The sequence below is a fragment of the Streptomyces sp. NPDC091972 genome (assembly GCF_044756385.1).
Taxonomy (GTDB): domain Bacteria; phylum Actinomycetota; class Actinomycetes; order Streptomycetales; family Streptomycetaceae; genus Streptomyces.
In genome coordinates this window covers 20,093-40,094 of sequence record NZ_JBIVSV010000012.1, presented here as the reverse complement: position 1 = coordinate 40,094, position 20,002 = coordinate 20,093, and the positions used below count along the sequence as shown (strand labels likewise).

17 protein-coding genes are annotated in these 20,002 nt (G+C 74.5%); 10 read left to right on the top strand and 7 right to left on the bottom strand.

Annotated features, from left to right (window positions below; translation table 11 throughout):
• The first annotated feature begins 253 nt into the window (after positions 1-253).
• The 4 genes from ACIQJT_RS30595 to ACIQJT_RS30580 all read left to right on the top strand — a co-directional run bounded on the left by ACIQJT_RS30595 (position 254) and on the right by ACIQJT_RS30580 (position 6,112).
• Positions 254-3,439 carry an AfsR/SARP family transcriptional regulator gene (locus ACIQJT_RS30595; RefSeq protein ID WP_402648944.1) on the top strand — a complete coding sequence of 1,062 codons (3,186 nt, stop codon included), beginning with the start codon at positions 254-256 and terminating at the stop codon, positions 3,437-3,439.
• Positions 3,440-3,557: 118 nt separating this feature from the next.
• Positions 3,558-4,220 (top strand): M15 family metallopeptidase, encoded by a 663-nt coding sequence (locus tag ACIQJT_RS30590; RefSeq protein ID WP_365456870.1) that lies wholly within the window; start codon positions 3,558-3,560, stop codon positions 4,218-4,220.
• Between the two features lie 109 nt (positions 4,221-4,329).
• A complete protein-coding gene (locus tag ACIQJT_RS30585) occupies positions 4,330-4,866 on the top strand; it encodes an RNA polymerase sigma factor (protein WP_402648940.1) in 537 nt (178 codons plus the stop codon).
• A gap of 100 nt (positions 4,867-4,966) precedes the next feature.
• Positions 4,967-6,112 carry a C40 family peptidase gene (locus tag ACIQJT_RS30580; protein ID WP_402648937.1) on the top strand — a complete coding sequence of 382 codons (1,146 nt, stop codon included), beginning with the start codon at positions 4,967-4,969 and terminating at the stop codon, positions 6,110-6,112.
• Between the two features lie 54 nt (positions 6,113-6,166).
• Here ACIQJT_RS30580 and ACIQJT_RS30575 read toward each other — a convergent pair whose 3' ends face one another.
• On the bottom strand, positions 6,167-7,522 hold the full coding sequence (locus ACIQJT_RS30575; RefSeq protein WP_402648934.1) for a hypothetical protein: 1,356 nt from the start codon (positions 7,520-7,522) through the stop codon (positions 6,167-6,169).
• A gap of 114 nt (positions 7,523-7,636) precedes the next feature.
• Between ACIQJT_RS30575 and ACIQJT_RS30570 the strand changes: the two genes are divergently transcribed.
• Positions 7,637-8,872 carry a molybdopterin-dependent oxidoreductase gene (locus tag ACIQJT_RS30570; RefSeq protein WP_365456882.1) on the top strand — a complete coding sequence of 412 codons (1,236 nt, stop codon included), beginning with the start codon at positions 7,637-7,639 and terminating at the stop codon, positions 8,870-8,872.
• A 298-nt stretch (positions 8,873-9,170) separates the two neighbouring features.
• On the opposite strand, the gene ACIQJT_RS30565 is transcribed toward ACIQJT_RS30570, so the two are convergent.
• From ACIQJT_RS30565 to ACIQJT_RS30555, 3 genes are all read right to left on the bottom strand, one after another.
• Positions 9,171-9,998 carry a class I SAM-dependent methyltransferase gene (locus tag ACIQJT_RS30565; protein WP_402649293.1) on the bottom strand — a complete coding sequence of 276 codons (828 nt, stop codon included), beginning with the start codon at positions 9,996-9,998 and terminating at the stop codon, positions 9,171-9,173.
• Between the two features lie 194 nt (positions 9,999-10,192).
• Positions 10,193-10,801 carry a DUF2064 domain-containing protein gene (locus ACIQJT_RS30560; RefSeq protein WP_402648930.1) on the bottom strand — a complete coding sequence of 203 codons (609 nt, stop codon included), beginning with the start codon at positions 10,799-10,801 and terminating at the stop codon, positions 10,193-10,195.
• The gene (locus ACIQJT_RS30555) at positions 10,798-11,502 is read right to left on the bottom strand and encodes a glycosyltransferase family 2 protein (RefSeq protein WP_365456891.1); all 705 of its coding nucleotides are present in this window, start codon (positions 11,500-11,502) and stop codon (positions 10,798-10,800) included. Before ACIQJT_RS30555 ends, ACIQJT_RS30560 begins: the two co-directional genes overlap by 4 nt.
• A 103-nt stretch (positions 11,503-11,605) precedes the next feature.
• On the opposite strand from ACIQJT_RS30555, the gene ACIQJT_RS30550 reads away from it, so the two are divergent.
• Together ACIQJT_RS30550 and ACIQJT_RS30545 are read left to right on the top strand one after the other, a co-directional pair.
• The gene (locus tag ACIQJT_RS30550; RefSeq protein WP_365456894.1) at positions 11,606-12,337 is read left to right on the top strand and encodes a response regulator transcription factor; all 732 of its coding nucleotides are present in this window, start codon (positions 11,606-11,608) and stop codon (positions 12,335-12,337) included.
• A 3-nt stretch (positions 12,338-12,340) separates the two neighbouring features.
• A complete protein-coding gene (locus tag ACIQJT_RS30545; protein ID WP_402648927.1) occupies positions 12,341-13,453 on the top strand; it encodes a sensor histidine kinase in 1,113 nt (370 codons plus the stop codon).
• An 88-nt stretch (positions 13,454-13,541) separates the two neighbouring features.
• Here ACIQJT_RS30545 and ACIQJT_RS30540 read toward each other — a convergent pair whose 3' ends face one another.
• The 3 genes from ACIQJT_RS30540 to ACIQJT_RS30530 are packed head-to-tail and all read right to left on the bottom strand — an operon-like array spanning position 13,542 to position 16,706.
• On the bottom strand, positions 13,542-14,543 hold the full coding sequence (locus ACIQJT_RS30540) for an NAD-dependent epimerase/dehydratase family protein (protein ID WP_402648925.1): 1,002 nt from the start codon (positions 14,541-14,543) through the stop codon (positions 13,542-13,544).
• Between the two features lie 52 nt (positions 14,544-14,595).
• Positions 14,596-16,044 (bottom strand): sensor histidine kinase, encoded by a 1,449-nt coding sequence (locus tag ACIQJT_RS30535; RefSeq protein WP_402648923.1) that lies wholly within the window; start codon positions 16,042-16,044, stop codon positions 14,596-14,598.
• Entirely contained in the window at positions 16,041-16,706 is a 666-nt protein-coding gene (locus ACIQJT_RS30530) for a response regulator transcription factor (protein WP_053849098.1), read from the bottom strand. Before ACIQJT_RS30530 ends, ACIQJT_RS30535 begins: the two co-directional genes overlap by 4 nt.
• A 175-nt stretch (positions 16,707-16,881) precedes the next feature.
• Here ACIQJT_RS30530 and ACIQJT_RS30525 point away from each other — a divergent pair, with 175 nt between their 5' ends.
• Genes ACIQJT_RS30525 through ACIQJT_RS30515 form a run of 3 tightly spaced genes read left to right on the top strand, consistent with a single transcriptional unit; the run spans position 16,882 to position 19,701 of the window.
• Positions 16,882-18,222 (top strand): ferredoxin reductase family protein, encoded by a 1,341-nt coding sequence (locus ACIQJT_RS30525; protein WP_365456903.1) that lies wholly within the window; start codon positions 16,882-16,884, stop codon positions 18,220-18,222.
• A gap of 10 nt (positions 18,223-18,232) precedes the next feature.
• Entirely contained in the window at positions 18,233-18,952 is a 720-nt protein-coding gene (locus ACIQJT_RS30520; RefSeq protein WP_402648920.1) for an FMN-binding protein, read from the top strand.
• A gap of 8 nt (positions 18,953-18,960) precedes the next feature.
• Positions 18,961-19,701: an FAD:protein FMN transferase gene (locus tag ACIQJT_RS30515; protein WP_402648918.1), complete on the top strand. Its 741-nt coding sequence runs from the start codon at positions 18,961-18,963 to the stop codon at positions 19,699-19,701.
• The last annotated feature ends 301 nt before the right edge of the window (positions 19,702-20,002 follow it).

Here is a 20,002-nt window from a genome sequence, read left to right as displayed (position 1 = left end):
CAGCCCCGGCAGACCGTCCCTCAGGTGAGGGGGCTCTCTGCGCACCGTCGAAATCCAGCCAACCGCCCTCTCCGGGGGAAGTCGGGAAGCCGGCCCCCGCGCGCCGGTGTCAGGCCCTGTCAGGGGTTCGCGGCACGGCGACCGACTGGCCTGATCAGGCCACGGCCGCGCGAGTCCCGTCGTCCGCGGACACCGCCCGTCGATATCGTCGAACACGCATCCGTGGGGCGGGCGGTACGGCGATCGGGGAACGATGCTCCAGGTACGTCTTCTCGGTCCGGTGGAGGTGTGGGAGGGGGACCGGCGGGCTCCGCTCGGCGGGGTCAGACCCCTGGCGGTCCTGTCCGCACTCGTCGTCCACCTGGGCGAGGTGCTCTCCACGGAACGGCTCGTGGACTGCGTCTGGGACGAACAGGCGCCCGCGACCGCCAGCGCCCTCGTGGCCACCCATGTCTCCGCGGTGCGCCGCGCGCTGGCCCGCGTCGGCGAGGCGGAGGTGATCCGCACCCGCCCGCCGGGATACGTCGCCGACCTCGACCCCTCCCAGGTCGACGCCCGCCGCTTCGAGGAACTGCTCACCTCGGCCCGCGCCCGGGCCGCCGGGGGCCGGGCCGAGGAGGCCGCCGAACTGCTGGCCGAGGCGCTGGGGCTGTGGCGCGGCCAGGACGCCCTCGAAGGGCTGGGCCAGTCGTTCGCGCGCATCGAGGCGGCCCGGCTGACCGAACTGCGGCTGGTCGCCCAGGAGGAGTCCTTCGGCCTCCAGCTGGACCTCGGCCGCGCGGACCGCGCGATCGCCCCCCTGCTCGCCCACGTCGCCGCCCACCCCCTCCGGGAACGGCCGCGCGGCCAGCTCATGACCGCCCTGTTCCGCACCGGACGGGTCTCCGACGCCCTGCGCACCTACCAGGAGGGCCGCGAGGTCCTGCGCGAGGAGCTGGGCATCGACGCCGGTCCGGAACTGCGGGCCCTGCACAAGGCCGTCCTCACGAGCGACCCCGCCCTGCTGGGCACCGGCACCCGGCCGTACGCCCCGTCCCCGCCCGGCCCGGGCGCCGCACCCGCCGGCTCCGGCGCACCCGCCCGCGATCCCGCCCCGGTCGGCTCCCGCCCCGGTCCGCCGGCGGAGGCGGCCGCCGACGCCTCGAAGGACCGGCAGCGGGCCGGCGACCGCACGGGGGCGACCGGTGCCGCGCCGGCCCCGTCCCATCTCCCCCCGGACATAGCGGACTTCGTCGGCCGCACGGACCAGATCGACTGGGCGGTCGCCCTGCTGGGGCGCGTCGACGAACCCGGCCGCACCGCCCCGCCCATCGGGGTGATCTCCGGCCGCTCCGGGACGGGCAAGACCGCGCTCGCCGTCCACGTCGGCCACCGCACCGCCGAACTCTTCCCGGACGGCCGCCTGTTCGTGGACCTGCGGGCCGCCGACACCGCCCCGCTGCAACCCGCCGACGCCCTCGCCCGGCTGCTGCGCGCGATGGGCGCAGGACCGGAGACCCTGCCGAGCTCCGTCGAGGAACTGACGGGCCTGTACCGCACGTTCACCGGCCACCGCCGCATTCTGCTGATCCTCGACAACGCCGCCGGGGAGGCACACGTACGCCCGCTGCTGCCGCCCGGTCCCGGCTCCGCCGTGCTCGTCACCAGCCGGCGCCGGCTGGTGGCACTGGAGGGCGCGGCCCACCTCGACCTGACCGTGCCGGACGAGGAGGAGGCCCTGGAGCTCCTCCGCCGGGTCGCCGGCGCGGACCGGGTCCGCGCGGAGCCGGAGCGGACCGCCGAGATCGTCGCCCTGTGCGGGCGGCTGCCGCTCGCCGTGCGCATCGCCGGGGCCCGGCTCGCCGCCCGGCCGCACTGGGTGCCCGGCCGGCTCGCCGCCCGCCTTCGGGACGAGCGGCTGCGGCTCAACGAACTGCGCGCCGGGGACCTGGAGCTGCGCACCAGCCTCGAACTGGGCTACGCCGACCTCGATCCGCAGGAACAGCGCGCCCTGCGCCGGCTGGCCCTGCTCGACCTGCCCGACTTCGCGGCCTGGATCGCCGCGCCCCTGCTGGACATCGGCACGGAAGAGGCCGAGGAGGCCGTCGAACGGCTGGTGGACTGCCACTTCATCGACGTGATCGGCGTGGACGGCACGGGCCGCGGCCGCTACCGCATCCACGACCTGGCCCGGGAACACGCCCGCGAGCGCTGTCTGTCGGAGGAGAGCGCCGAGGAGCGGACCGCGGCCGTGCGGCGCCTCGTGGAGTGCTGGCTGGGGCTGGCCGGGAAGGCCGCCGCCCGGGGCCCCGGCGGCACCGCGCGGTACTTCCCCCAGCCGGCCGCCGTACGGCCCGTCGACCCGCTCGACCCGCGGGCCGAGGAGGAGCTGCTCAGCCGGCCCGCCGCCTGGTTCGCCGCCGAACAGGCCGGTCTGCTGGCGGCCGTGGAGTACTGCGCCGACCACGGGATGGACCGCGCCGCCCGGGACCTCGCCGGAGCGCTGATAGCGAGCTCGGTCGCGCTGTACAACCAGTTCGACGCCTGGTCCCGCTCGCACATGGCGGCCATGGCGGCGGTGCGCCGCAGCGGGGACGGCGAGGGCGAGGCGTGGCTCCTCACCGGCCTGGGGCAACTGCGTTACGAACAGGACGAGTTCGAGGAGTCGTACGCCTACTACCGGGACGCCCTCGAGCTGTTCGAGGCCCACGACGACGTCCCGGGGGCGGCCCAGGCCCTCCTCGGCATGGCCACCGCCCGGCGCGAACAGGCCTGCTACCCGGAGGCGTTGGAGCTGCTCGGCCGGGCTCTGGAGGGGTACGCGCGGCTCGACGACCGGAGCGCCCGGGCCCGGGTGCTCTACGGCCTCGGCTACGTGTACCGGGAACAGGGCGACGACGACGCCGCCCGCGAGGTCTTCGCCCAAGCCCTGGAGCTGTACCGGGCGGACGACGACCGGCACGGCGAGGCGCTGGTGCTGCGCGCGACGGCCCTGTGCCACCGGGCGAAGGGGGAGTACGCCGACGCCGAGCGGCTGCTGCGGGGCGTGCTGCGGGTCTTCGAGGACCTCCACGACACCTTCGGCGTGATGTACACGGAGCAGTCGCTGGCCAAGGTGGAGCTGCGGCTCGGCCGTCTGGACGCGTCGCGCCAACGGCTCGGGCGCTGCCTGGAACTGGCCCGGGAGCGGCAGGACCGGTTCGGGGAGGCGCTGGTGCTGCGGACGCTGGGGGAGTGGCACCTGGCCGCCGGCGACACCGCGAACGCGCGGGAACCGCTGGAGCGGTCGCTGTCGCTGTGGGAGACGCTGCGGCTGCGGCTGTGGCGGGCACGGACGCTGTGGAGCCTGGCGGAAGTGTGGGAGGCCGACGGGGAGAGGGGCGCGGCCGCGGGGGCCCGGGCCGAGGCGACGCGCGTCTTCCGGGAGACGGGGGCGCGGGAGGCGCGGGAGCGGGCCTAGGCGTGCTCCGCCGGACGGGCCCTGGCCGGGACGCGGCCGATGCCGTTGCAGAACCCCTGGTCCGGCGCTTGCAGGCGATCTGCAGAGCATTTGCAGAGGACCACGCGACGCTCTTCCCGTGACAGACATCATCACGCTCGCGGACCCCAGGGTCGCCGCGGTGGCGCACGACGAGTGCGGGGAACCCCTCGTCGACCTGCGGGAGGAGGGGCAGCTGCTCCTCGACTCCCGGCAGGCCGACGACGAGGGGAGCTACGCCCACCTGCGGGCCGGCGCGCTGGAGCGGCTCGTGCGGGCGCAGCGCCTGCTGCCCGCGGGGATCCGGTTGCTGGTGGTGGAGGGGTACCGGCCGCCCGACCTCCAGCGCCGCTACTTCGAGCAGTACGCGGCGACCATGCGACAGGCTCACCCGGACGCGGCTCCCGAGCGGATCCGTGAGCTGGCGAGCGCTTACATCTCGCCGCCGGAGGTCGCCCCGCACGTCAGCGGCGGTGCGGTCGACCTGACCCTGTGCGACCGCGCGGGCCGGGAACTGCCGCTCGGCACCGAGGTCAACGCCACCCCGGAGGAGAGCGCGGGTGCCTGCCGCACCGCCGCGCCCGGCATCGGCCCCGAGGCACGCGAGTACCGGGCCCTGCTGGGCCGGGTGCTCACCGCCACCGGGTTCGTCAACTACCCGACGGAGTGGTGGCACTGGTCGTACGGCGACCGGTACTGGGCGCTGCTGCGCCGGGTGCCGGCCGCCCGTTACGGCCCCGCGGAGCCGCCCCGCCCGGCCTGACCACCGGAGCGGGACGGCGCACGACGAACACCGCGAGGAATCACGCAAGGACCACCGCGAGGGACCGCACGACGGACCACCGCGGGGGAACACCGCAAGGGGGAAAGAAATGCACCACAGCCACGGCACCTGTCCACCGCCTGCGCGCGAGGCCGGCGACCGGATGAGCCCGGGGGACTTCGACGCGTCCTTCACGGCCGACATGCCCCGCCTGAGAAGACGTCTGCTGGCCCTGACGGGCAATCCGCACGACGCCGACGACCTGCTCCAGGAGACCTATCTGCGGCTCTCCCGGCGGGCCCGCTCCCAGAGCCTGACCCAGCAGCAGCACCCGTACGCCTACACCTGCGCCGTCGCCCTCAACCTGCTGCGCGACTCCTGGCAGCACCCCTCCCGGCGCGAGCGCACCACGGACGAGCTGCCGGAAGCCGGCTGGGACGGCGGACTCGGCTCCTACGAGGCCTCCGCCACGGCGCTCGCACTGCTCGGCATGCTCTCCGAGAAGGAGGCCGCCGCGGTGATCCTCGTGGACCTGGAGGGACTCACCCACGACACGGCCGGGGAGCGTCTCGGCGCCCACCGCGGCACGGTCCAGCGCAACCGTCTGCGCGGCCTCGCCAAGATGCGTGCCGCCCTCCACAACTAGCCCGGGTGGCACACCTCCACGGGGGTGGGGTGTGCCATCCGCGTCTCCCGCCGGCGTCACCGGCATCCCGCTGACGCCCCTTCGACGAAGGAAGAGTCCCTTGCAGACCACCAGCACGCGCCGCCGGACCAGCGGCGCGATCCTGGGCGCCTCCGCCCTGGCGCTCACCGCGTTCTTCTCCGCCCCGGCCCACGCCGCCCAGGACGCCCAGGACGCCACCTGCGGCGTCCTCGCGCCCGGCGCCTCGGCCACCGCGCAGGCCGCCGTCGACGCGGCCTGCTCGCAGATCGGCGTCTGGTACAGCTGGGGCGGCGGCCACGCGGCCACCCCGGGCGCCAGCTACGGCTTCTACGACGGCTCGGACCCGGACAGCCTCCACGACGGTGAGCGCAAGGGCTTCGACTGCTCGGGCCTGATGCGGTACGCCTACTACCGGGCGACCGGCAAGGACCTGCTCAACGGCACCGCCGACGACCAGTACCACACCTCGCAGGCCTCGGCGCGGTTCTCCGCCGGGCAGGGCACCGCCCCGCTGCTGCCGGGCGACCTGATGTTCTGGGGCAGCGGCCACATCCACCACGTCGCCATGTACCTGGGCGGCGGACAGATGGTCGAGGCGTACGAGTCCGGCACCCACATCCGGGTCACCTCCGCGCGCACCGGCGGCGACTACGCGGGCGCCGTCCGGATCAACGGTTCCGGCACCCCGATCCCGCCGCCCGCCAACGGCGGCACGGTCTTCGAGACCTGGGGCACCGGCGTGCGCACCCACCGCTCGCCGAGCGTGGGCTCCGAGACCGTCGACACCTTCCCCGGTCCGACCCAGGTGTCGGTCCAGTGCCAGCAGCACGCGGAGACGGTGACCGCCGAGGGCTACACCAACGACGCGTGGGCCAAGCTCGCCGACGGTTCGTGGATGACCGTCATCTACATCAAGGGCCCGGCCTGGCTGCCCGGCGTCCCGGACTGCGGCGGCAGCAGCACCCCGCCGCCGACCGGCGGCAGCAAGGCGTTCCAGACCTGGGGCACCGGGGTGCGTACGCACAGCGAGCCCAACGTCAACGCCGCCGTGGTCGACTACTTCGCCCAGCCCACCACCGTCAACGTGGTCTGCCAGAAGCACGCCCAGGAGGTGACGGCCGAGGGCTACACCAACGACGCCTGGTCGAAGCTGACCGACGGCTCGTGGATGACCAACATCTACATCAAGGGCCCGGCCTGGCTGGGCGGCGTGGCCACCTGCTGATCCCACCCCCCACCCGTCCGGGCCGGCCGCGCACGGCCGGCCCGGACGGAGCCCTCACCACCCCGTGAGCAGCAGGTGGTTGAGGAGCAGCGCCAGCACGGCCTGCCCGGCGAGCCAGCCGCGCGCCCCCGTCAGGAAGGCGCATGCGGGCAGCAGCCAGGCGGCGAACGGCAGCCAGATCCGCTCGGTCTCCGCCTTGCTCATCCCCGACAGATCGGCGACGAGCAGGGCGAGGAGAGCGGCGAGCACCAGCAGGCACAGCCGCAGATCACCACGGTCCGACCCCCTGCTCCAGGGGCGCGGGGAACCGCCCGCCCAGCCCCCGTCCGGCCGCAGCCGGACGACGGCCCGCCGGAGCCCCGCCGCCGTCGCCGGCCCCACGATCAGCACCGTGCACGCGAGGTTCGCCCACACCCAGTAGCCGTACGGCCGCACCCCGCCCGCCCCCTGGTAGTACCGCGTGACCAGCAGCCGGTACGCCTCCCACCAGTCGAACCCCGACACGGTGAACAGCACCGGCACGACCAGGAAACCGGCCAGGGTGAACACCAGGGGCCGCCGGGAGGAGCCCAGCAGCAACACCGCGCCCGCGACGACGGCCATGAGGGTCAGGCCGTACGACAGATAGGCGGTCAGCCCGAACAGCAGGCCCGAGCAGAAGCCGTACAGCGGCGGCCGGACCCCCCGCACCGCGAGGGCGAGCAGGGCCACCGCCCACGCGGCCACCGCCGCGAAGTACCCGTCGGCCGACGTGCCCACCCAGACCGCGGCCGGGGCCAGGACCAGGAAGGGCGCGGCGCGGCGGGCGAGCGACTCGTCGGCGAGGGTCCGTACGGTGACCAGGACCGCGACCGCCGCGGTCGTGCCGACGGTGATGCACCAGGTCCCCGCCCAGCCCCCGCCGCCGAGCCCGGCCCGGTCGAGGAGGACGAAGGTGAGGGTGGCGCCGGGGGGATGCCCGGCGACATGGGCGCCCCAGTTGTCCGGCGCGTCGATCAGGATGTGCCGGGTGAAGTCCCGCAGGGCCGCCGGGATGTCGTGGAAGCGAGGGACGGCCCGGAGGTACTCGTTCCTGGTGGTGAGCTGCTCGGCGATGCCCCGGTGCCAGCCGTCCACGAGGGCCAGGGACCATGTCCAGGCCATGCCCGCGCCCCAGACGGCGAGCAGCAGCGGGCGCCAGGGCAGCCGGGCGGCGAGCGAGGGGCCGTAGGCCACCGCGGCGGCCGCCACGGCCACCGCGGCCGGGGTGCCGGGTCCGACGTGCGGAGCCCAACTCGCCAGCAGAGGTGGCCAGTCGACGCGGAGCGAGCCGTCCCGTTGCTGGATCGCCCGGCCGACCAGGACGGCGGTCAGCACGAGGAGCGCGGCGCACACGGCCGCGTACAGGTCACGACGAAGGTCCCGGTTCACCCGGACGACGCTAGGCCGCACCTCCGCCCCCGGACGGCTGACATGCGACGACGTCAGAGTTTCGTCATGGTTCGCAGGCCCGCTTCCGGGGTGCCGCGGACCTACCGTCGGGGCATGGCTCGGTCTCCCTTCACCCCCTCCTTCTGGCGCAGCCCGCTGCGCGGCCCCTGGCTCACCTCGGTCCTCGGGGTCGTCCTCCTCGGCGGCATCACCGTGCTGTTCGTGACGGGGCTGCTGTCGTACGCGGCCTACAACCCCGGCCTGTCGCCGGTGAACGACAAGACCCCGGACAAGGGCCTCCTCGGCTTCTACCTCTTCTCCTGGCCGACCGACCCGCACTGGCTGTACCGGCTGACCCAGGGGGTCCACGTCACCCTCGGCATCACCCTGATCCCCGTGCTGCTGGCCAAGCTGTGGTCGGTGGTGCCGAAGCTGTTCACGCTGCCGCCCGCGCGCTCGCTCGCCCATGCCCTGGAGCGGATCTCGCTGCTCCTGCTGGTCGGCGGCGCCCTGTTCGAGTTCGTGACCGGGGTGCTCAACGTCCAGCTCGACTACGTCTTCCCGGGCTCCTTCTACCCGCTGCACTTCTACGGCGCGTGGGTGTTCTTCGCCGCGTTCGTCGCCCATGCCGTGCTGAAGACGCCGCTCGCGCTCCGCAATCTCCGCCGGCTCCGCGAACTCCCCGCGGAAAACGATGAGTTGGTGTCACCGGAGCCGGCCGAGCCGACCGTGTCGCGGCGTGGGGCGCTCTGGTTCGTCGGGGGCGGTTCGCTGCTGCTGTTCCTCACCACGGCCGGGCGCAGCTTCGACGGCGTCCTGCGCCGCACCGCCCTGCTCGCCCCGCACGGCGGCGGCGAGCCCACCTCCGGTCCTGGCGGCTTCCAGATCAACAAGACCGCCGCGTACGCCGGGATCGACCCGGTGGAGACGGGCGCGGAGGCCTGGCGGCTGGTCGTCACCGGCCGCGACGGCCGCACGGTCCGCCTCAGCCGAGCCGAGCTCCTTCAACTCCCGCTGCACAGCGCGGCGTTGCCCATCGCCTGTGTGGAGGGCTGGTCGACCTCCGACCAGTGGTGGCGCGGGGTGCGGCTGCGGGACCTCGCGGCGCTCGTCGGGTACGAGGACGACCCGCCGGACCTCTTCGTGGAGTCGCTGCAACGGCACGGCGCCTTCCGCCGGGCCGCCCTGCGCGCCAACCAGGTCGCCGACCCGCGGTCCCTGCTCGCCCTGTCCGTCAACGGCGAGGACCTGACCCCCGACCACGGCCACCCGGCCCGGATCATCGTGCCCGCGGCGCCCGGTGTGCTCAACACCAAGTGGGTGGCGCGACTGACCTTCGGAGACCTGTGATGCGGATGCGGATCCCTCTCGGCAGCCCCCTGCAACTCCTCCTGCTCGTCTGCTCGTTCGCCCTCGCCGGGTACGCGGGGGTGCAGCTGCTGGCGGGGGACTGGTTCGGGATCGCGCTGTGGTTCGTGGGAGCGGCCGTCCTGCACGACCTGGTGCTGCTGCCGCTGTACGCGGCGGCGGACCGGGCACTGGTGCGGACGGCGGGGCGGCACGTGCTGTACGTGCGGGTCCCCGCCGCCTTCTCGCTGCTGCTCCTGCTCGTGTGGTTCCCGCTGATCAGCGGGCAGGTCGCGGACCGCTACGCCTCCGCGACCGGCCTGTCCCCGGACGGCTTCCTGGCCCGCTGGCTGCTGGTGACGGCCGTGCTCTTCGGCGGTTCCGCGGTGGTGTTCGTCCTACGGCGGCGGGGGGCGAGGCCGGTGCCGCGGCGCAGGGCGACGAAGGACCGGCCGCCGGCCGTCCACTGATCCACCGGTGCCCACCTGCTGCGGTCCGCGTGCCGCAGCAGGGCGGCAGTGCCGAGCCGGGCCCACGGGAACGGGCTTCCGGCCGCGCCGCGGGCGTCGGTGACATGCACCTGGACCCGCTCGTCGAGGTCCGGGTCGGTGACCGTCTCGACGATCAACAGGCCAGCGGGTGCGAGGAGTTGGGCCGTCCGGTCGAGCAGGGCTCGCGGGTCGCCGCCGATGCCGACGTTGCCGTCGATCAGCAGCGCGGTGCCCCAGCGGCCCTCGCCGGGCAGCGGCTCGAAGACGGACCTCCGCAGTGCCTGTCCGCCGAGCGCGACGGTCCGCGCGACCGCCGCCTCGCTCACGTCGATGCCGAGCACCCGCCGGCCGCGGGCCCCGAGCGCGGCGACGAGCCGTCCCGGACCGCACCCGACGTCCAGCACCGCGCCCTCGCAGCGCCTGAGCACCTCCAGGTCGGCGGCGTCCGCGGCGGCGCACCAGCGCTCCAGTTCCAGCGGGAGCAGCCAGCCGTCGGATCGCCGCAGGAAGAGGGGTCCGCGGCCGGTACGCAGGGCCCGCGCGTAGGGGTCGACGGACCATGTGCTGTCCGCCGTGTCGGGTCGCGCGGCGGGCCCGGGCCCCCGGAGGGGCGGGCATCCGTCCCACTGGCGTCCGATCCCGTCCGCCCGGGGGCGCGGGTCGCGGGGATCGCCACGGCGCCCGGCCCCGTCCGCCTCCGTCCCGCCCGCCGTGCCGTCGTCCGGCCGGCGCCCGGTCCCGTCCGTCCCTGCCCCGGCTGCCGTCCCGTCGTGCGGCCGTGCGCGTGCCTCGGTCGCCGGGACACGTGTCGCGATGCCCACCCGTGCCCCCCTCACCGCCGCACCCCCGCGAGCCGGGCCAGTTCCGCCGCGAACCGCCCGTGCGGGGCGGCCCGGGCGACCAGTTCCGCGTCCGCCGCCGTGTCCACGTCCCGCAGCGGGGGCAGTTCACGCACCCGCAGTCCGGCCAGCCGGGCGCGCTGGGCCGCTCCGGTGCCGGGAACCGACATCGGGACGCCGCGCAGCCGGGACGGGTCCGGTTCCGCCAGGCCCAGGGCCCAGAAGCCGCCGTCCTCGGCGGGCCCGAAGTACGCCTCGCAGTCGGCGAAGTCGACCGTGAGCAGCTCGGGAGTCACCTGGGGCGTGTCCATGCCGATGAGGAGGGCCGGACCGTCGCAGCCCGCGAAGGCCGCGGCCAGCCGTTCGTCGAGGCCGCCCGGACACTGCTGTACGACCTCGAAGCCCGGCGGCAGCCAGGGGCCCGGTGAGCCCTCCAGGACCAGGACCCGGCGCCGGGCCGGGGTGCGGGCCACCACGTCGAGGGTGTCCGCGAGGGACGCCTCGGCCAGCGCGGCCGCCTCCGCGGGCGTGAACGGCGGGGTCAGCCGGGTCTTCACACGCCCCGGCCGGGGCTCCTTGGCGATGACGAGGAGAGTGGTCACGCGTGCGCCCCCGTCTCGTTCAGGACCCGGCTCATGTCCCGCACGGCCTGCCAGGTGCCGCGCCAGGTGCCCGTCACCTTGGAGGCTCCGGTGCGCGGGTGGTACGGCACGTCGTGCTCGGCGATCCGCCAGCCGGCGTCGGCCGCCCGCACCACCATCTGCAACGGGTAGCCGCTGCGCCGGTCGGTGAGGCCGAGCGCCAGCAGCGGCTCGCGCCGGGCGGCCCGCAGCGGCCCCAGGTCGTGCAGTCGCAGACCGGTACGGCGGCGCAGCAGCCGGGCCAGCGCGAGGTTGCCCGCCCGGGCGTGCGCCGGCCAGGCACCGCGGGCCTGCGGGCGGCGCCGGCCGAGCACGAGGTCCGCCTCACCGGCCAGCACCTCGGCCACGAAGGGCACCAGGTCCGCGGGGTCCAGCGAGGCGTCGCAGTCGCAGAAGCACACGATGTCGGCCGTGGCCGCGGTCAGCCCCGCATGGCAGGCGGCGCCGAAGCCGCGCCGCTCCTCGCGGACGACGGTCGCGCCGAGGGCGCGGGCGATGCCGGCCGAGCCGTCCGAGGAGCCGTTGTCCACGACGAGCGCGCGCCAGCCGAGCGGGATGCGTTCCAGCACCCACGGCAGGGCCCCGGCCTCGTCCAGGCAGGGCAGCACGACGTCCACGGACGCCGCCGGTTCGTTCACTGAAGGGGTCGTCACGGCTTTCACCCTACGAACGCAGAACGGGCAAACCGGACTCCGGCTCCTTACGAAACAAGGACGTCGGCGGCCGCCCGCGGCACAATCGCGCGCGTGGTGCGAGGCTGGCGGCATGGAGCAGCAGCAGTACGCACAGACCCGGCCGCGGGTCCTCGTCGTCGACGACGACCCCACCGTCGCCGAGGTGGTCTCCGGCTACCTGGACCGGGCCGGATACCTCGTGGACCGGGCAGCCGACGGCCCCGACGCCCTCGCCCGCGCCGCCGCGCACCGCCCGGACCTCGTCGTCCTCGACCTGATGCTGCCCGGCATGGACGGCCTGGAGGTGTGCCGCCGGATGCGGGGGCGCGGGCCCGTCCCGGTCATCATGCTCACCGCCCGCGGCGACGAGGACGACCGCATCCTGGGCCTGGAGGTCGGCGCCGACGACTACGTCACCAAGCCCTTCAGCCCCCGCGAACTGGTCCTGCGCGTCGAGTCCGTGCTGCGCCGCTCCCGCCCCGCCCAGCAGGCCGGTCACCTGGGCGCCGCCGGTCTCACACTGGACCCGGCGGCCCGCCGCGCCCTCAAGGACGGCACTGAACTGGCCCTCACCATCCGGGAGTTCGACCTCCTCGCGTTCTTCCTCCGGCACCCCGGCCAGGTCTTCAGCCGCGAGGACCTGATGCGCGAGGTGTGGGGCTGGGACTTCGGCGACCTGTCGACCGTCACCGTCCATGTCCGCCGGCTCCGCGGCAAGGTCGAGGACGACCCGGCCAGGCCCCGCCTGATCCAGACCGTGTGGGGCGTCGGCTACCGCTTCGACGGCTCGCCGGAGTTCGACGCCTCCCCGAAGGGGGCGTGACCCGTGCGCGACACCCTCCTCATCGCCCTCTACGCCTTCCTCGGCGCCGTCGCCGCCGGACTCCTCGGCGCCTGGGTGCTGCTGCTGGTCCGGCGCCGCTCGCTCTCCCTGCACCTGACCGTGGTCGCCGCCGTCGGCGTCACCGCGATGCTGGCCGGCACCCTCGCGGTCGCCCAGGCCATGTTCCTGTCCGGGCACGACCTGCGGGTCGTCACCACCGTCGTCCTGATGGCCGCCGTGGTCTCGCTGGCCACCGCCCTGCTGCTGGGCCGCTGGGTCGCCTCCCGCAGCCGGGCCCTCGCGCTCGCCGCCCGCTCCTTCGGCGACGGCGGCGACTTCACCTCGCCCGGCGGCCCCACCACCGCCGAACTCGACGCCCTCAGCCGGGAATTGGAGGCCACCAGCGCCAAACTCGCCGAGTCCCGGGAGCGGGAGCGCGCCCTGGAGTCCTCGCGGCGCGAACTCGTCGCCTGGATCTCCCACGACCTGCGCACCCCGCTCGCCGGGCTGCGCGCGATGTCCGAGGCCCTGGAGGACGGCGTCGCCGCCGACCCCGCCCGCTATCTGCGGCAGATCCGCACCGAGGTGGAACGCCTCAACGACATGGTCGGCGACCTCTTCGAGCTCTCCCGCATCCACGCCGGGACGCTGGCGCTCAGCCCGAGCCGGATCTCCCTGTACGACCTCGTCTCGGACGCCCTCGCGGGCGCCGACCCGCTGGCCCGCGAGTACGGCGTACGGCTGGTCGGCGACCGGGTGGCGGCCGTGCCGGTGGAGGTGGACGGCAAGGAGATGAGCCGCGTACTCGGCAACCTCCTCGTCAACGCCATCCGCCGCACCCCCGCCGACGGCACGGTCGCGGTGGCCGCCGAGCACCGCCCCGAGGGGGTCGTCGTGTCCGTCACGGACGGCTGCGGCGGCATCCCCGAGGAGGACCTGCCCCGCGTCTTCGACACCGGCTGGCGCGGCACCCACGCCCGGACTCCCCCCGCCGGGGCGGGACTCGGCCTCGCGATCGTCCGGGGCATCGTGGAGGCCCACGCGGGCCGCGCCACCGTGCGCAACGTGCCCGGCGGCTGCCGCTTCGAGGTGGTGCTGCCGTCGGCGGCTTCCTGACGGAGCCGCCGGCGCCGCCGAAGAAGAAGACGGTGGTGCCGTCCGTGGCCGCTTTCCTTCACGGGCGGCACCACCGGTCCACCGCGGGCTACGCGTCCCGCATCCCGGCGCCCGCGAACTCCCGCATCCCCTCGGCGAATCCGACCTCCGCCTTCCACCCCAGCTCCGCCCGCAGCCGCGCCGAGTCCGCCGTGATGTGCCGTACGTCCCCGAGCCGGTACTCCCCGGTGACCACCGGCTCGGGACCGCCGTACGCCTCGGCCAGCGCCCGGGCCATCTCGCCCACCGTGTGCGGCTCCCCGCTGCCGGTGTTGTACGACGTGAGCGCGCCGTCCGCCGAACCCGCCTCCAGCGCCGCCACGTTGGCCGCGGCGACGTCCCGCACGTGGACGAAGTCCCGGCGCTGACCGCCGTCCTCGAAGACCCGCGGGGCCTCCCCGCGGGCGAGCGCGGAGCGGAAGAAGGAGGCGACGCCGGCGTACGGGGTGTCGCGGGGCATGCCGGGGCCGTACACGTTGTGGTAGCGCAGCGCCACCGCCGCACCGCCCGTGGCCCGCGCCCAGGACGCGGCCAGGTGTTCCTGGGCGAGCTTGGTCGTCGCGTACACGTTCCGCGGGTCGACCGGGGCGTCCTCACCGACCAGCCCGGGGGAGAGAGCCGCGCCGCACCGCGGGCAGAGCGGCTCGAAGCGCCCCGCGTCCAGGTCGGCCACGGCCCGCGGGCCCGGTCGTACGGTCCCGTGCCGGGGGCAGGTGTAGCGGCCCTCGCCGTACACGACCATCGACCCGGCCAGCACCAGCCGACGTACCCCGAGGTCGGCCATCGCGGCGAGCAGGACCGCCGTGCCGACGTCGTTGTGGGAGACGTACCGCGGGGCGTCGGCGAAGTCCACGCCCAGGCCGACCACGGCCGCCTGGTGGCACACCGCGTCCACGCCGGTCAGGGCGCGGCGGACGGCGTCGGGGTCCCGTACGTCGGACGCCGGGTCGGTCCGCAGGTCGTACAGGAGGGGCTCGTGGCCGTGTGCCACGAGCGCGTCGACGATGTGGGACCCGATGAAACCGGCGCCGCCGGTGACCAGTACGCGCATGGCCTCACGCTAGGGCCGGGCACGGCCAGGACCACCGGGCCGCGCCCGCACGTCACGGCTTCGTAAGACTCAGCGGCAGCGACACGGTGAACACCGTCGAACCCGGCTCGCTCTCCAGCCCGATCGTGCCGCCGTGCGCCTGGACCAGGGAGCTCGCCACCGCGAGGCCCAGGCCGCTGCCGCCCCGGTCCCGGCTGCGGGCCTTGTCGACGCGGTAGAAGCGGTCGAAGACCCGCTCCCGGTCGGCGGCCGGGATGCCGGGGCCCGCGTCCGCGATCCGCACCCGGGCGTGCCCGTCCCGCACCCGCACCCCCACCGACACCGGGGTGCCCGCCGGGGTGTGCACGGCCGCGTTGGTGAGGAGGTTGTCGAGGACCTGGCGTACCCGCTGCGGGTCGAGGCGCAGCTTCAGGGCCTGCGGGTCCTGCTCGACGGTCAGCGGATGGTCCGGGTGGCTCGCGCGGAACGCGTCGGCCGCGTGCTCCACCAGCTCCACCAGATCCACCTCGACCGGCCTGAGCGGGGTCTCCACCTCCGCCGCGTCCAGCCGGGCGAGCAGCAGCAGGTCGTCCAGCAGGAAGCCCATCCGGGCGGCCTCGGCGCGCAGCCGGGCCAGGTGCTTGTCGCGCTCCTCGGGGGCGTTGGCGGCCGCGTACTGGAAGAGGTCCGCGTACCCCCGCACGGACATCAGGGGCGTGCGCAGCTCGTGCGAGGCGTCCGCGACGAACCGGCGCAGCCGCTGCTCGGCCTCCGCGCGCACCGCGAGGGAGTCGTCGATGTGCTCCAGCATGGTGTTGAACGCCGTCCGCAGCTCCTCGACCTCCGGGCCGCCGCCCCGCTTGTCGGCGCGCAGCGGCAGCCGGGCCGCCGTCTCGGTGAGGTCGTGCGAGGCGATGCCGTGCGCGGTGGACGCCATGGCGCTCAGCGGCTGCAGACCGCGCCGCAGCAGCCTGCGGCCGACCACCACGAGCGCCAGCAGGGCCAGCCCGAACGCGATCACCTGGACGGTGATCAGTCGCCGTACCGTGTCGTCGATGTCGTCCAGCGGCGCGGCGCTGACCAGGACCACCCCGGGCTTTACCTCGCAGGCCCGCAGCCGGTACTCGCCGGCGCCCGCGATGTGCTCGGTGCGCAGCAGCTCGGTGTGCGCGGCGGTCTGCGCCCCGGCCAGGGCGGTGAAGGCGCCGACGTCCTCCGGCAGGTCGCCGGCGTCCTCGGGCTTGCGGAGCGCGGGGGTGCCGTCCGTCACGTCGTACACGGCGTAGAACCAGCTCCAGTACTTCTTGCCGGAGAGGGTGCCGTAGTCCGCGATGCTCTTGGACTGGGCGATCTGCGCCTGTGCGAGCTGGGTGTCGAGCTGGGCCGACAGGTAGTCCCGCATGTACGTGGTCAGCGCCGTGCCCACGACCGCGAACACCACCAGGGCCAGCGCCCCCAGCCCCAGCGCCAGCCGGGTCCCGAGCCGCATCCTCCGGTACGCCGACCGCAGCCGCCGGATCACTCGGCCGCCTGCCGGATGACGTACCCGAAACCGCGCACGGTGTGGATCAGCGGCTCGCCCGTGTCGTCCAGCTTGCGGCGCAGCCGGCTGACCACCAGCTCGACGACGTTGGAGCGGCCCCCGAAGCCGTACTCCCACACGTGGTCGAGGATCTGTGCCTTGGTGAGCACGGTCGGCGACTTGCGCATCAGGTACCGGAGCACCTCGTACTCGGTCGGGGTGAGCGTGAGCAGCTTGTCGCCGCGCCGCACCTCACGGGTGTCCTCGTCCATGGTGAGGTCGGCGACCCGCAGCACCGAGCGCTGGAAGCCGGGACCGGCGCTGCGCCGCAGCACGGTCCGCAGCCGGGCCATCAGCTCCTCCACCGCGAACGGCTTGACCAGGTAGTCGTCCCCGCCCCGGGTCAGCCCCGCCACCCGGTCGGCGACCGCGTCCCGCGCGGTCAGGAAGACCACCGGCACCATCGTCCCCGAGCGGCGCAGCCGGTCCAGGACGCCGAAGCCGTCGATGTCCGGCAGCATCAGGTCGAGCACCACGATGTCCGGACGGAACTCCGCGGCACGGCTGAGCGCCTCCTCGCCGGAGTTCGCGGTGACCGCCTCCCAGCCCTCGTAACGGGCGACCGTCGCCACGAGATCGGCGATCGGCGGGTCGTCGTCCACGACGAGGAGTCGTACTTTTTCCACCCGCTCATAGTGCTGCACAACGGCCGGAAAACGGGCGCCGGGGGAGTCCCGGGACCACATCGATAACCTCTTGAAAGTTGTACGACAGCTGATCGACAGCTACCGCCGGGGAAGCTCGGTTACCCAGGCCCCGATCAAGGAGCTACCTCCCGTGACGACCGTCCAATCGCCCCCCGCGCCCCCCACGGCGATCAAACGCCCCAGGGTGGTGGCCCGCACCGGGCTCTGCGCCGTGCTGGCCGCCAACGCGGCCGTTGTCGCCTGGTTCTTCGCCCAGGCCGGCTTCGCCTCCAACGCGCTCATCGTGCTCGGCCGTCTCACCGGCCTGTACGCCGCGCTCGTCATGGCGTTCCAGCTGGTCCTGGTGGCCCGGCTGCCCTGGCTCGACCGCCGCATCGGCATGGACCGGCTGACCTCCTGGCACCGCTGGACCGGCTTCGCCCTCCTGTGGACGCTCCTCGCGCACGTCGTCTTCATCAGCTTCGGCTACGCCGAGGGCACCGGCACGGGCCCGATCGGTGAGATCGTCGACCTGGCCGAGACCACCGAGGGCGTGCTCCGCGCGGTCGTCGCGTTCTTCCTGATCCTGGTGGTCGGCGCGGTCTCCGCCCGCTACGCCCGGCGCCGCCTCGCCTACGAGACCTGGCACTTCATCCACCTGTACACGTACGTCGCCGTGGTCCTCGCCTTCACCCACCAGGTCGCCGTCGGCACCACCTTCACCTCCTCGTCCGCCGCCACCGCCTACTGGTACGGCCTCTGGGGCGTCGCGCTCGGCTCGGTCGTCCTGGGCCGCGCGGTGCTCCCGCTGTGGCGCAACTGGCGCCACCAGTTCCGCGTCACCGCGGTCGTCCCCGAGAGCGACAACGTCGTCTCGGTCTACATCAGCGGCAAGGACCTCGACCGGCTCCCCGCCCGCGCCGGCCAGTTCTTCCTGTGGCGCTTCCTGACCGCCGACCGCTGGTGGCAGGCCAACCCCTTCTCGCTGTCCGCCGCCCCCGACGGCAGGACGCTGCGCCTGACCGCCAAGGCGGCCGGCGAGGGCAGCGCCGCCCTCAGGCACGTCAAGGTCGGCACCCGTGTCTTCGCCGAGGGCCCCTACGGCGCCTTCACCGCCCTGCACCGCACCCGCCCCGAGTCCGTCCTCATCGCGGGCGGCGTCGGCGTCACCCCCATCCGGGCGCTCCTGGAGGAGGTGCAGGGCCACGCCGTCGTCATCTACCGGGTCGGCTCCGACCGCGACGCCGTCCTCTACGACGAACTGCGCGACCTCGCGCTCGCCAAGGGCGCCGAGCTCCACCTGGTCACCGGCCCGCCGGTGCCCGACAAGCTGGCGGCGGGCGAGCTGGCCCGGCTCGTGCCCGACATCGCCGACCGGGACGTCTTCCTGTGCGGGCCGCCCCCGATGATGAAGGCGGTCCTGGGCAGCCTGCGCGAGCTGGACGTGCCCGGGCCGCAGATCCACTTCGAGCGCTTCAGCCTGGCGGGATGAGGAACAGACCGTGAAACGAGCCATACCTGTCGTCGTCCTGAGCATCGCGGGTCTGGTCCCCGTGTGGCTGTACCAGCCCTCGGCCGGCTCCTCTACCGTCCGGACCACCACCCCCGCGCCCTCGACGTCCTCCGCCGGGTCGTCCGGCACGAACGTGGTCACCACCACGACGGTCGACACCGAGAAGGGCCCCGTGCAGCTCCAGGTGACCTTCTCCGGCACGGAGATCACCGCCGTGAAGATGCTCCAGCAGCCCGACCACCCGCAGACCGAGGCCGCCGTGCCGAAGCTGGTCGCGGAGACGCTCCGGGCGCAGAGCGCGGACATCGACACCGTCTCCGGTGCCACGATCACCAGCGAGGCCTACAAGAAGTCCCTCCAGGCCGCGATCGACGACAACGCGAAGAAGGCGTCGGCGGCCTCGCCGTCCCCGTCGGCGGCCTCGCCGTCCCCGTCGGCGTCCGCGCAGTCCGCCCGGACCGTCGACGGCACCGCGGTGGACACCGAGAAGGGCACCGTCCAGGTCCGGGTGACCTTCGAGGGCGACGAGATCAGCGCCGTGAGGATGCTCCAGCAGCCGAACCACCCGCAGACCACCGCAGCCGTGCCCCAGCTGATCGCGGAGACACTGGAGGCGCAGAGCGCGGACATCGACACCGTCTCCGGTGCGACCATCACCAGTGACGGCTACAAGGAGTCCCTCCAGGCCGCCATCGACGCGAAGGGCTGAGATCTCCGATGCACCGCGTCGAACACGTCATGGGCTTCCCGGTCTCGCTCCGGGTCGACGACGAGCACGTCCCCGAGTCCGCCGCGGACGAGGTCTTCGCGTGGCTGCGCGAGGCCGACGCCCGGTTCAGCCCGTTCAAGGAGGACAGCGAGGTCTCGCGGTACGACCGCGGCGAGCTGTCGACGGGCGGCCTGAGCGCGGACCTGCGCGAGATCCTCGCCCTGTGCGAGCACTACCGTCTCGCCACCGGCGGCGCCTTCGACGTACGGCCGCCCGGCCGCCGTCTCGACCCGTGCGCGGTGGTCAAGGGCTGGTCGGTGCAGCGGGCGGCGGAGCTGCTCGGGGCGGCCGGGGCGACCCGGTTCGTCCTCAACGCCGGTGGCGACGTGGTCACCGCGGGCGGCCCCTGGCGGGTGGGCGTACGGCACCCCGACCACGCCGACCAGCTGTGCACGGTGCTGTCGCTCACCGACGGCGCGGTGGCCACCTCCGCCCGCTACGAGCGCGGCGACCACATCCTCGACGCCCGCACCGGCCGCCCGGCGACCGGCCTGCTCAGCCTGACGGTCGTGGCGGCGACGCTCACGGAGGCCGACTCGGTCGCCACGGCGGCCTTCGCCCTGGGCCCCGAGGGCGTCGACTGGGCGGCCTCCCTCGACGGCTGCGAGGTGTTCGCGGTGGACGCGGAGCGACGGGTCCTGCGTACCCCCGGCTTCCCGGCCGTCCGGGACGGTTCCGAGGCCGCGTGACCGGGCCGGCGAGGGCGGGCCGCCGGCGCGCGGTCATCGGTGCCTCGCCGGGTTCGAGGGCCTCCGGGTCCTCGCCGACGGCACCCGGACGGACGCATGCCTCACCCGTCTGCGGGAGCCCGTGCGCGGGGGGCGACTGCGCCCGCTGCGGCGATCTCGTGTGCCGCACGGCCGGGCGGCCCCTCCCCGGCCACGGGCCACCGTTCGAATGTCTGCAACACAAGCGGTCTAGACTCTGCCGAACGGCCTGCTGGACCGGCCGAATGCGGACAACTTCAGCCAGACCCGAAGGGTATTCGGC